Source organism: Actinomycetospora termitidis (assembly GCF_030286555.1).
Lineage (GTDB): Bacteria > Actinomycetota > Actinomycetes > Mycobacteriales > Pseudonocardiaceae > Actinomycetospora > Actinomycetospora termitidis.
In genome coordinates this window covers 317,092-329,058 of record NZ_JASVWF010000003.1, presented here as the reverse complement: position 1 = coordinate 329,058, position 11,967 = coordinate 317,092, and the positions used below count along the sequence as shown (strand labels likewise).

9 protein-coding genes are annotated in these 11,967 nt (G+C 77.2%); 7 read left to right on the top strand and 2 right to left on the bottom strand.

Annotated elements, in window-relative coordinates:
* Window positions 1-3: 3 nt before the first annotated feature.
* Entirely contained in the window at window positions 4-291 is a 288-nt protein-coding gene (locus QRT03_RS14975) for an MGMT family protein (RefSeq protein WP_286053702.1), read from the bottom strand.
* Between the two features lie 44 nt (window positions 292-335).
* On the opposite strand from QRT03_RS14975, the gene QRT03_RS14970 reads away from it, so the two are divergent.
* The 7 genes from QRT03_RS14970 to QRT03_RS14940 all read left to right on the top strand — a co-directional run bounded on the left by QRT03_RS14970 (window position 336) and on the right by QRT03_RS14940 (window position 11,572).
* A complete protein-coding gene (locus tag QRT03_RS14970; protein WP_286053701.1) occupies window positions 336-728 on the top strand; it encodes a DoxX family protein in 393 nt (130 codons plus the stop codon).
* Between the two features lie 47 nt (window positions 729-775).
* A complete protein-coding gene (locus QRT03_RS14965) occupies window positions 776-4,024 on the top strand; it encodes an ATP-dependent helicase (RefSeq protein ID WP_286053700.1) in 3,249 nt (1,082 codons plus the stop codon).
* 8 nt (window positions 4,025-4,032) lie between these two features.
* Complete coding sequence (locus QRT03_RS14960; protein WP_286053699.1) at window positions 4,033-7,449, top strand: ATP-dependent helicase; 3,417 nt, start codon at window positions 4,033-4,035, stop codon at window positions 7,447-7,449.
* A 55-nt stretch (window positions 7,450-7,504) separates the two neighbouring features.
* Window positions 7,505-8,482, top strand: a complete 978-nt coding sequence (locus QRT03_RS14955) for a pirin family protein (RefSeq protein WP_286053697.1) — start codon at window positions 7,505-7,507, stop codon at window positions 8,480-8,482.
* A gap of 148 nt (window positions 8,483-8,630) precedes the next feature.
* Complete coding sequence (locus QRT03_RS14950) at window positions 8,631-10,007, top strand: FAD-binding oxidoreductase (RefSeq protein WP_286053695.1); 1,377 nt, start codon at window positions 8,631-8,633, stop codon at window positions 10,005-10,007.
* A gap of 28 nt (window positions 10,008-10,035) precedes the next feature.
* On the top strand, window positions 10,036-10,818 hold the full coding sequence (locus QRT03_RS14945; protein ID WP_286053693.1) for an FAD-binding oxidoreductase: 783 nt from the start codon (window positions 10,036-10,038) through the stop codon (window positions 10,816-10,818).
* Between the two features lie 13 nt (window positions 10,819-10,831).
* Complete coding sequence (locus QRT03_RS14940) at window positions 10,832-11,572, top strand: FAD-binding protein (RefSeq protein WP_286053691.1); 741 nt, start codon at window positions 10,832-10,834, stop codon at window positions 11,570-11,572.
* On the opposite strand, the gene QRT03_RS14935 is transcribed toward QRT03_RS14940, so the two are convergent.
* On the bottom strand, window positions 11,569-11,964 hold the full coding sequence (locus tag QRT03_RS14935) for a DoxX family protein (RefSeq protein WP_286053689.1): 396 nt from the start codon (window positions 11,962-11,964) through the stop codon (window positions 11,569-11,571). The genes QRT03_RS14940 and QRT03_RS14935 overlap by 4 nt on opposite strands.
* Window positions 11,965-11,967: the final 3 nt, after the last annotated feature.

Sequence of the window (11,967 nt, the reverse complement as noted above, 5' to 3'; positions counted from 1 at the left end):
CGGTCACTCGAACACGTGCCGCTGGTCCTGCGCGGCCTTCGCGTCGACGACCAGCACCCCCTCGGCCGTGAGCCGCCGGATCTGCTCGACGGCAATGTGCGGGGCCGGGGTGCCGGAGGTGCGCAGCACGCGGTGCCAGGGGACGTCCGCGCCGTCCTCCCGCAGCACCGTCCCGACCACCCGCGCCGAGCGCTCGCCCGCCGCCGCCGCGACGTCGCCGTAGCTGCACCACGAGCCCTCCGGGATCGACGCGACGAGCTCCCGGATGCGTTCGTGACGGGCCTCCTCCACGCCGCAGAGTGTGCGCCGTGCGCCGGTCGGGGCACCCGGCGGCCATGACCTCGCCCCTGCAGGACCTCGCCCGCGTCGGGCTGGGCACCTTCCTCGTCGGCGCCGGGCTCTCGCACCTCACGGTCGCGCGCGAGGGGTTCCGGGCGCAGGTGCCGCCGTGGGTGCCGATCGACGTCGACGACACCGTCGTCATCTCCGGGTGCGCGGAGGTGGCGCTCGGGACGGCCCTGGTGGCGTTCCCGCGGGAGCGCGTGAGGGTCGGGACGGTCGCGGCCGCGTTCTTCGCCGCGGTGTTCCCCGGCAACGTCGCGCAGTGGCGCCACCGGCGCGACGGGCTCGGGCTGAACTCCGACCGGATGCGCTTCCTGCGGCTGTTCGCCCAGCCGGTGCCGATCGCGGTCGCGCTGTGGTCGACGGGGGTCGTGCCCCGCCGGTAGGTCTGCCGGTGGCGTGACTGTCGGGGGGTCGTGGTTCCCTCGGGAGCATGACCCTCGACGGCGCTCCCCGCCTCCTCCGGGCGGCCACCCGTCTCCCCGCGGATCTCCTGCTCGACGACGGGTCGCGGCGGGTCCTGGAGCACGACGCCGGATTCCTGCGCGTGCTGGGCGGGCCGGGCACGGGGAAGACGACGCTGCTCGCCGAGCGCGTGGCCCGGCTGCTGCACGCCGATCCCGACGCGGCGTCGCTCGTCCTGGTCGGTGACCGGCGGTCCGCCGCGGCGATGCGCGAGCGGATCTCGGCCCGCCGCCGGGTCCTGGCCGGGGAGGTGGGCGCGGGACTGACCGCGGCACGGGAACCGCTGGTCCGCAGCGTGCACTCCTACGCGTTCGCGGTGCTGCGCCGGCACGCCGCGCGGCAGGACCAGGCGCCGCCGCGCCTGCTCCCCGGCGCGCAGCAGGACGCGATGGTGCGTGACCTGCTGGCCGGCGAGGCCGACGGCGCGGGGCGGGGGTCGGGGTGGCCCGCGCGGCTGGTGCCCGCGCTCGAGGCGCCCGCGTTCGCGGCCGAGGTGCGTGACCTGCTGCTGCGCGCCGCGGAGCGCGGTCTCGGGCCGCGGGAGCTGCGGGCGCTGGGCAAGGAGCACGACGTCGCGGTGTGGGTCGCGGCGGCGCGCTTCTACCAGACCTACGAGGAGGTCACGCTGCTCCGCGCGGCGGCGGGCTCGGCGAACCCGCTGGCCTCCGCGCCGCCGCTGGACGCCGCCGAGCTGGTCGCGGCCGTGCTCGACGCCTTCGCGAACGATCCCGGGCTCCTCGAGGCCGAGCGCGCGGCCGTCCGGCACCTCGTCGTCGACGACGCGCACGACATGGACCCCCAGCAGCTCGAGCTCGCCCGGGTGCTCGGCGCCGCGGCGGACGATCACCTGCTGGCGGGCGACCCCGACTCGTCCGTGCTCGGCTTCCGCGGCGCCGCACCGACCCTCCTGCGCGACGCCGACCCGTCCGGGCGGGCCACGGCGGTGCTGCACGTCGACCACCGGGGATCGCCCGCGGTGCGCGACGCGGTCGCCCGGGTCGTGGAGCCGTTGCGCGGCACCGGTCCGGCCCGCACGCGGACCGGCCCGCCGGGGGAGGAGCCGGAGTCCGGCGCCGCCACCGTCTCGGTCTTCGCGACGGCGGGTCACCAGGCCGCGTGGGTGGCCGACACGCTGCGTCGGGCCCACCTCGTCGACGGGGTGCCGTGGTCGCGGCTCGCCGTGGTCGTGCGGTCCGTGCCGCTGTCCCTGCCGCCCCTGCGCCGGGCGCTGCTCGCGGCCGGGGTCCCCCTCGCGGTCCCGGCCGACGACACTCCCCTCGCCGCGCTGCCCGCCGTCGCCCCGGTGCTCACCCTCCTGCGCGCGGGGGCAGCGGCCGCGGTGGCCCCGCCGGCCGAGGCGCTGGACGCCGACACCGCGCTCGCGCTGCTGGTCTCGCCCCTCGGCGGCGCCGAGCCGCTCGGCCTGCGCCGGCTGCGGCGCGGTCTGCTGCGGCTGCACGAGGGCGGGGGCGGCGACGGGTCCCGGTCGAGCGACGAGCTGATCGTGGACGTCCTGGTCGACCACCTGGCCGGCCGGCCCGACCGGCTCGCGCTGCTGCCCGACGGCGACGTCGCCCCGCTGCGGCGGATCGTGCGGCTGCTGGGCACGGCGGTCGAGGCGATCCGGGCCGGGCAGAGCGTGCCCGACGTGGTGTGGGCGGTGTGGTCGGCGAGCGGGCTGCAGCGGCGCTGGGTCGCGGTCAGCGAGCGCGGCGGGGTCGTGGGCGCCCAGGCCGACCGCGACCTCGACGCCGTCGTCGCCCTCGTCGAACGGGCCGGGCGGTACACCGAGGAGCTGCCGGGCGGCACCGTCGCCGGGTTCGTCGCGCAGGTCGACGAGCAGCGCATCCGCAGCGACTCCCTCGCCCCGCGGGCCCCCGACGGCGAGGCGGTCGCCCTGCTCACCGCGCACGCGTCGCGGGGCCGGGAGTGGGACGTCGTCGTGGTGCCCGACGTCCAGGAGGGCGTGTGGCCGGACCTGCGACGGCGCGGCACGCTGCTGGGCGTCGAGCGGATGATCGACGTGCTGTCGGGCGTCCCGGACGACCCGGCGCTGTCCACCCGTGTCCCGCTGCTCGACGAGGAGCGGCGGCTGTTCGCGGTCGCGCTGTCCCGGGCGCGGCGGGCGGTGCACGTCGGTGCGGTGGAGGCCGAGGACGTCACGCCGTCGCGGTTCCTCGACGACGTCGCGCCGCACGTCGCGGCCGACGACACGCCGCGGCCCCGGTCGCGGCCCCGCCGTTCGCTGGTCCTCGCCGAGCTGGTGGGGGACCTGCGGCGCGCGGTCACCGACGCCGACACCGACCCGGCCCGCCGGTCCCGCGCCGCGGCGCACCTGGCGCGCCTGGCCGAGGCCGGCGTCCCGGGCGCCGACCCCGACGAGTGGTACGGCCTGCTCGACGTGTCGACCACCGATCCGCTGCGGGAGCCCGGGGCGCCGGTCGCGGTCAGCCCGAGCGCGGTGGAGACGATCCTGACCTGCCCGCTGCGCTGGGCGCTGCAGGCGCACGGCGGGGACGACTCGGACTCCCTGGCGTCGGTGACCGGCTCGCTGGTGCACGCACTCGTGCAGCGGGCCGCCGAGGGCGCGGGGGAGCGGGAGCTCGACGAGGCCCTCGACGTGGCGTGGGCGTCGGTGGACGCCGGCGCCCCCTGGTTCTCGCGGCGGGAGCTGGCGAACTGCCGCTCGATGCTGCGCTCGTTCCTGGCCTGGCGGGACTCGTCGCGGCGGGAGCTGACCGAGGTGGCGGTGGAGGAGTCGGTGTCCGCGCGGCTGGCGGAGGGCGTCGGCATCCGCGGCCGGGTCGACCGGCTCGAGGTGGACGACCACGGCCGTCCGGTGATCGTCGACGTCAAGACGGGCAAGACCCCGATCAGCGCCCCGGCCGCGCAGGAGCACCCGCAGCTCGCGGTCTATCAGCTGGCGGTGGCGCTCGGCGCCTTCAGCGAGCGGCTCGGCGGTCCGGCGGACTCGGCGGCACGGTCGGTCCCCGGCGGCGCCCGGTTGATCTACCTGCAGCGCGACGGCGCCGAGGCGAAGACCCGGGCGCAGCCACCGCTCGACGAGGAGGGGGTCGAGCACTGGCGTGAGCAGGTCGCGACGGCGGCCCGGCTGACCTCCGGGCCGCGCTTCGTCGGGCAGGAGAACGACGCGTGCCCGCGGTGTCCGGTGCGCACCGCCTGCCCGGTGCACTCCTCGGGGAGGCAGGTGCCGTGACGGGACTGATGACCGGACCGACGAACGCGGTGATCGACCCGGTCGAGCTCGCCGAGCGGCTCGGCCTGCGTCGGCCCACCGACGAGCAGGCCGAGGTGATCGCGGCGCCGTTCGCGTCCGCGCTGGTGACGGCGGGTGCGGGGTCGGGCAAGACGGAGACGATGGCCGCGCGGGTGGTGTGGCTGGTCGCGAACGGCATCGTCGGGCCCGACCAGGTCCTCGGCCTGACGTTCACGCGCAAGGCCGCCGGGCAGCTGGCCGACCGCATCCGGAAGCGCCTGCGGCGCCTCGCGTCCGACCCGCTGCTCGACGAGATCGACCCCACCGGCGAGCGCCGGGTGCTGGTGCGCACCCTCGAGCCGACCGTGTCGACCTACCACGCGTACGCCGGCCGCCTGCTCACCGAGCACGGGCTGCGGCTGCCGACCGACCCCGGCGCGCGGCTGCTCTCGCCGACCGCCTCGTGGCAGCTCGCGCACCGCGTCGTGTCCTCGTGGGCGCGCGACCTGGACACCGCGCTGATCCCGACGACGGTGACGCAGTACGTCCTGGCGCTCGCCGGGGAGCTGGGGGAGCACCTCGCCGACCCGGAGGCGCTGCGCGCGCACACCGAGCACCTGTGCCGGGTCATCGAGTCGGCGCCCCCGGCGAAGGGCCAGCGGGCGGCGATGCCGCAGAAGCTGGCGAAGTACGTCGAGCGGCAGCGGTTCCGGGTCGCGCTGCTCCCGTTGGTGGCCGAGCTGGCCGCCCGGAAGCAGGCCGAGCGGTGCCTCGACTTCGCCGACCAGATGGCCGCGGCGGCACGGCTGGCCGACGAGCACCCCGAGGTCGGGCAGGCGGAGCGGTCGATGTTCCGCGCGGTGCTGCTCGACGAGTACCAGGACACCGGGCACGCCCAGCGGATCATGCTGCGCGCGCTGTTCGCGGGCGACGAGGCGACGGCCGTCACCGCGGTGGGCGACCCGTTCCAGTCGATCTACGGGTGGCGCGGGGCGAGCGCGGCCAACCTGCCGCGGTTCGTCACCGACTTCCCGCGGCCCGACCCGGACGGCGACTGGGTGGCGGCGCGCCGCTTCGGCCTGCTCACGAGCTTCCGGAACCCGCCCGAGGTGCTCGAGCTGGCCAACGGCGTGGTCGAGCCGCTGCGCGCTCCGCAGGCCCTCGACGGCGTCGGCGAGTTGCGGGCGTTCACCGGGGCCGCCCCGGGCGACGTCCGGGTCGCCCTGCATCCCGACGTGCTCGCCGAGCGCGACTGGCTCGCCGACGGGATCGCCGACCGCTGGCGGGCCGCGCTGGACGCCGGGGAGCCCGCCCCGACGAGCGCGGTGCTCGTCCGGCGCCGGGCCGACATGACCGACCTCGCCGCCGCGCTGCGGGCGCGGGGCCTGCCGGTCGAGGTCGTCGGGCTCGGGGGCCTGCTGGACGAGCCCGAGGTGCGCGATCTGGTCTCGGCCCTGCGCCTCGTGGTCGACCCGCTCGCCGGGGGAGCCGCCGTGCGGCTCCTGACCGGGGCGCGGTGGCGCATCGGCGGCGCCGACCTCGCCGCCCTGTGGCGCCGGGCGCGGGAGCTGGCCGCGCCCCCCACCCCGCCCGACCTGCCGACCGCGGCCGCGCCCGACCCGATCGCCGACGCCCTGCCCGGCGAGCACGCCGAGCGGGCCGGGCTCGTCGACGCGCTCGACGACCCGGGTCCCCGGGAGCGCTACTCCCCGGCGGGCCTCGAGCGGATCACCCGGCTGGCCCGGGAGCTCGCCGGCCTCCGCCGCCGGGTGACCGCCCCGCTCGTCGACCTGGTCGCCGACGTCGAGCGCACGCTGCTGCTCGACGTCGAGGCGGTCGCGCGCCCCGGGGTGACCGGGCGGGCGCACCTGGACGCGTTCGCCGACGTCGTCGCCGACTTCTCCGGTGGCGCCGCGGCCTCCGGGGGCACGGCCACCCCGACGGCCCTGCTCGCCTACCTCGACGCCGCGGAGGAGGCCGAGGACGGCCTCACGCCCGGCGAGGTCGACGTCGCCGCCGGCACCGACCCGGCGCTCGGCGGCACCCGCGTGCAGATCCTGACGGTGCACGCCGCCAAGGGCCTGGAGTGGGAGATCGTGGCGGTCCCGCACGTCTGCGCGAAGGTCTTCCCGGGGCCGAAGCTCAGCGGCTCGTGGCTGACCACGATCCCGTCGCTGCCGGTCGACCTGCGCGGCGACCGGCCCGATCTGCCCTCCCTGGACGTGGCGGGCGTCACCGACCGCAAGGACCTCACCGAGCGTCTCGAGCGGCACGAGCGGGAGTTCGACGACCGGCGGCTCGTCGAGGAACGCCGGCTCTTCTACGTCGCGCTCACCCGCGCCGAGCGGACGCTGCTGGTCTCCGGGCACTGGTGGCCCGAGTCCGGGGCCACCCCGCGCGGTCCGTCGGACTTCCTGGCGGAGGTCGGCGAGCTCGCCGGGGCCGGGCGGGCCGTCGTCGACACGTGGGCCGATCCGCCCGAGGAGGGCACGGACAACCCGCTCGCCGAGACCGTGCGCGCCGAGGCCTGGCCGGTCGACCCGCTGGCCGAGCGACGGACGGCGGTCGAGGAGGGGGCGGCCATGGTCCGTGCGGCCCGCGAGCAGCCGGCGGCGCCCGTGGACGAGACCGACCCCGACGGCTGGGCCTCCGACGTCGACGTCCTGCTCGCCGAGCGCGCCGCCGCCCGCGAGCGCCACGCCCGGGTCCTGCTGCCGCCGCAGCTCTCGGTCAGCCAGCTGGTCGACCTCGCCGCCGACCCGGACGCCCTCGCCCGGCGCCTCCGTCGCCCGGTGCCCCGCCCGCCCGACCCCCGCGCGCGCCGCGGCACCGAGTTCCACGCGTGGGTCGAGCGCTGGTTCGCGCGTACCGAGCTGCTCGAGTTCGACGAGCTGCCCGGGGCGGCCGACGACGCCGCGGACGCCGACGCCGAGGCGGCGGCCGACCTCGCCGTGCTCCAGGACCGGTTCACCGCCAGCCGCTGGGCGACCCGCACACCGGTGGCGGTGGAGGTGCCGTTCGAGACCGAGGTCGAGGGCACGCTGGTGCGGGGCCGGATCGACGCCGTCTTCGCCGACCCCGACGGCGGGGCCACCGTGGTCGACTGGAAGACCGGCGCGCCGCCCGGGACCGAGGCGATGCCGGCGCTGTCGGTGCAGCTCGCGGCGTACCGGTTGGCGTGGGCCGCCCTCACCGACACCCCGGTCGAGCGGGTCCGGGCGGCCCTGCACTACGTCCGCGACGACCGCACCGTCACCCCGGCCGACCTGCTCGACGCCGCCGGGCTGCGGGCGCTGGTCGCGAGCGTGCCGGTGGAGGTCCGCGAGCCGGTCGGCGACGACGCGGTGTCCGGCGCCAGCTGGACCGACGACGAGGCCGACCCCGACGAGACCGGCTTCGACGACGGCGACCCCGAGGTGCGGTGAGCGGCCCCGGAGGCACGCCTGTCAGCCGGGTCCGGGGCGGAGGATGATCGGAGGGGTGAGCAACGTGGAGACGGCGCCCGACGAGGTCCTCTGCGACGGCAGCGCCCAGCCGGACGCCGTCGTCGAGATCCTCACGCCCCGCGAGGTACCCCTCGGCGGGCCCCGCGCGATGACCGTGCGCCGCACCCTCCCGCAGCGGCAGCGGTCGTTGATCGGCGCCTGGTGCTTCGTCGACCACTACGGTCCGGACGACGTCGCCGCGACCGGCGGGATGGACGTGCCGCCGCACCCGCACACCGGGCTGGCGACCGTCAGCTGGCTGTTCACCGGCGAGGTGGAGCACCGCGACTCCCACGGCGTGCACGCGATCGTGCGGCCCGGCGAGCTCAACCTCATGACCGGCGGGCACGGGGTCTGCCACTCCGAGGTGTCCACGCCGGGCACCACGGTCCTGCACGGGGTGCAGCTCTGGGTGGCCCTGCCCGACGCCCACCGCGACACCCCGCGCGCCTTCGCCCACCACGCCCCGGACGCGGTCGACCTGGTCGGCGCGACGCTGCGGGTCTTCCTCGGCGAGCTGGCCGGGATCACCAGCCCGGTCGAGACGTTCAGCCCACTGCTCGGTGCGGAGCTGCTCCTCGAGCCCGGCGCCACCGTCGGGCTCGACGTCGACCCGACCTTCGAGCACGGCGTCCTGCTCGACACCGGCGCCGTGACGGTCGCCGGACGTCCCGTCTCCGCGGCCGAGCTGGCCTACCTGGCACCCGGGCGGGAACGGATCGAGCTCACGAACCCGGGGGACCACTCGGCGCGGTTGCTCCTGCTCGGCGGCACGCCCTTCGGCGAGCAGATCGTCATGTGGTGGAACCTGATCGCCCGGACCCACGACGAGATCGTCGCCTTCCGTGCCGCGTGGGAGGACGCCCCGGAGGAGCGGTACGGGCACGTCGCCGGCTACGTCGGTCTCGACGGTCGCAGCGCCCGGCTGCACGCCCCCGCGCTCCCGAACGCGCGGATCCGTCCCCGCGGGTAGTCCGGTCACGGATGGTGAGACCCTCCGACGACGCAGCGTGAAAGATCCCTGACCTAACTGCGTCTTGTGTCACTCTGCGTGGCAACTCTACGGTCATTGCACCGGCTGCTCACCCGAGCGGCCCTGTTCTGACCACGGAGAGTCCACCATGACCGAGCTCGCCACCCGCGCCGCCACCACCTCCGACGTCGAGCTCGCCGACCTGCGCAGAGCCGTGACCGGACCCGTGTGGGATCCCGGGGACGTCGAGGTCGTCGCCGAGATCGCCGGCTTCAACCTGGCCCCGGTGCACGAGCCCGTCGGCGTGGTCGGGGCGACCGACGCGCACGACGTCGCCGCTTCGGTCCGCTGGGCGCGCGCCCGGGGTCTCGGGGTCGCGGTCGTCGCCACCGGGCACGCCGACTTCTCCCACCGCGGCACCCTGATCGTCTCGACGAAGCGCCTCGACCGGTGCGAGGTCGACCCCGCCACCCGGACCGCCACGGTCGGCGCCGGCGTGAAGTGGGCCCGCCTCGTCGAGGCCGCCGCCCCGCACGGCCTCGCCGGTGTCACCGGCTCGTCGACCGACGTCGGTGTCGTCGGCTTCTGCACCGGCGGCGGGATCGGCCCGATGATCCGCCGCTTCGGTCTCGGCTCCGACCGCGTCCGCGCGATGCAGGTCGTCACCGGCGAGGGGGAGGTCCGCGAGGTCCGCGCCGGCGACGAGCTGTTCGACGCGATGCTGGGCGGGAAGGACGCGGCCGGGATCGTCGTCGAGATGACCGTGGAGCTCGTCGAGCTCTCCACCTTCTACGGCGGCGCGATCTTCTTCGACGGCGCCGACGCCCCCGCCGTCCTGCACGCCTGGCGGGACTGGCAGGCCGGGCTGACCGAGAACACCACGACCTCGATCGCGATCCTGCGGATGCCCGACATGGACGGTGCCCCGCCGCCGCTGCGCGGGCGCACCGTCGTGCACCTGCGCGTGGCGCACCTCGGCCCGGAGATCGAGGGCCTCGAGGTCCTCTCGCCGATGCGTCGGGTGGCCACCCCGATCGTCGACACGGTCGACGTGCTGCCCGCCGCGGCCGTCGACGCCGTGCACTGCGACCCGACCGACCCGATGCCGTCGTGGATCACCGGCGGCTTCCTCGACGGGATGACCCACGCGACGATCGACGCCCTGCTCGAGGTCGCCGGCCCGCAGCACGAGCTGCCGGTCATCGTCGTGGAGCTGCGCCAGACCGGTGGCGCCGCGCTGCGCGGCCGTCAGGGAGTCGCGGCCCGCGCGCCGTTCTCCGTCGGGGTCGTCGCGCCGATGGTGCCCGAGCTCGCCGGGATCGTGCCCGCGGTCGGTCACGGCATCGTCGACGCGCTCGCCGCGTGGTCGGCCGGCACGGTGCCGGCGAACTATGCCTCCCCGCAGACCCTGGCCGCCCGACCCGGGGCGTGCTGGAGCGACGCGGACCGCGAGCGCCTCGCCGCGGTCGTCGCGCGGACCGACCCGGACGCCGTGCTCGGCGGCCGCCGGCTCGGGCTGCGCTGACACCGGACCGGGTCGACAGGGGGACGTCATGACCATCGGACCGCAGGAGCTGCCGCGGCGCGCGATCCACGGGGGACGCGCCGGCCGGGCCGCAGCGGAGCTCGAGCCGCTCCTGGACGGCCCGGTCCACGCTCCGTCCTCGACCGGTGCCGCGATCGAGCTCGCCGGGGACCCGACCGCGGGCACGCTGCGGCGCGTCCTCGCGGTGGTCGGGGCGACCGGCACGCACGACGTGGCCGCCACCCTGGGCTGGGCGGCGGCCCACGACGTGGGCGTCGTCGTCCTCGACCCCCGCCCGCGCCGGATGGACACCCTCCCGACGACGGGTGCCCGGCCGGTCCTCGCGCTCTCGCTCAGCCGGGTGGACGGGGTGTCGACGGACCTGCGCACACGGGGCGTCCGCGCCGGGGTCGGCGCCGCCTGGTCGGCGCTGCACCGCGAGGCGGCGCGGGTCGAGCAGGACGCGCCCGGACCCGGCGGGCCCCGGCGGCCACGGGCGCTGCTGCGCCGCCCGGGCACCGTCGCCCACGGTGTGGGAGCGCTGACGAAGCTCGGCGTCACGCTCGTCACCGGCAACGGGGTGGTCCACCGCCTCGGCGCCGGAGCCGGGGACCCGGACCTGTGGTGGGCCTACCGGGTGCGGCCCGAGCTCGCCGGGGTCGTCACCGAGGTCGAGATCGACCCCTGGGACGTCACCGTGCTGGCACGCCGACCGGCACTGACCGACGCCGAGGAGGACCGGGTCACCGCGACCCTCCTCCGGCACGACCCGTCCGGGGTGCTCACCCGATCGGTGCCGGAATCCGGATAACCCTTCCGGGGTCGTGAGCGATGCACCGGGCGTGACGATCAGTCCGCGCCCGAGCCACGACGGCGCCTCCGGTCGGGTGGCCCGCGCCGCCCTCGAACTCGGTGACCTCGTGGACGGCCCGGTCAACCCGTCCTGGACCGCCGACGGCGCGGTCGACCTGCTGCGTGCCACGTCCCTCGGCCGGCCACCCGCGCGGGTCGTCGCGGTGGTCGGCGCGACGAGCACCGCGGACGTCGTCGCCACCCTGACCTGGGCGGCGCAGCAGGACACCGAGGTCGTGGTGCTCGATCCGCACACCGCGCAGCCCCCGAGCCGGACCGGCCGACCCGCCGTCGCGCTGTCGCTCGCCCGGGTCGACCGGGTGGAGCTGCGCGACGGACTGGTCCACGCCGGCGTCGGCGCCTCCTGGGCGCAGGTCCGGCGGGTCGTCGCCGCGACCGGCGGGACCGTGCGGGTCCCGCGGCGGGGCGACACGGTCGCCGACGCCCCGGGCGCGGGCGGTCTGCGGGGCGTCACGCTGGTGACCGGTGACGGCGTCGTCCACCACCTGGCCGGCGCCCACCCCGATCCCGAGCTCTGGTGGGCCTTCCGCTGCCGACCGGAGGCGGTCGGCGTCGTCACCGAGATCGTCCTGGACGCCGACGGTGCCGGGCCCGCGCTGCTCGCGGCCGAGCCGGGCGCGGGCGACGAGGCCCGCTTCGCCGCCCTCGCCCGCCGTCACGACCCGGCGGACGTCCTCGGGCTGCCCGGTTAGGCCTCGGCCCGCACCCGCAGCGCGTGCGCGATCATCGGGTACTGCAGCGGCAGCCGCCCGATCGCGACCGCCTGCCACGGCCACGGCCGCCGACGCCAGTCCCACGCCATCTGCACGTTGGCGGGGAACACCGCGAGGAACAGCCCGGCGGCGGCCGTCGCCCCCAGGCGCCGGGTGCGCGGCACGGCCACCGCGGTCCCGACGGCGAGCTCGGCCACCCCGCTCGCGTAGGTCCAGAACCGGGCGCCGCCCGGGATCCACGGCGGGACGATCGTGTCGAACGGGGCGGGCACCGCGAAGTGCAGCACCCCCATGCCCAGCAGCGGGTAGGCGAGCAGGGCCGCCGAGGTGTCCGGGGAGGGGCGGCGGCGACGGCGCAGGAGGGAGGCCATGTC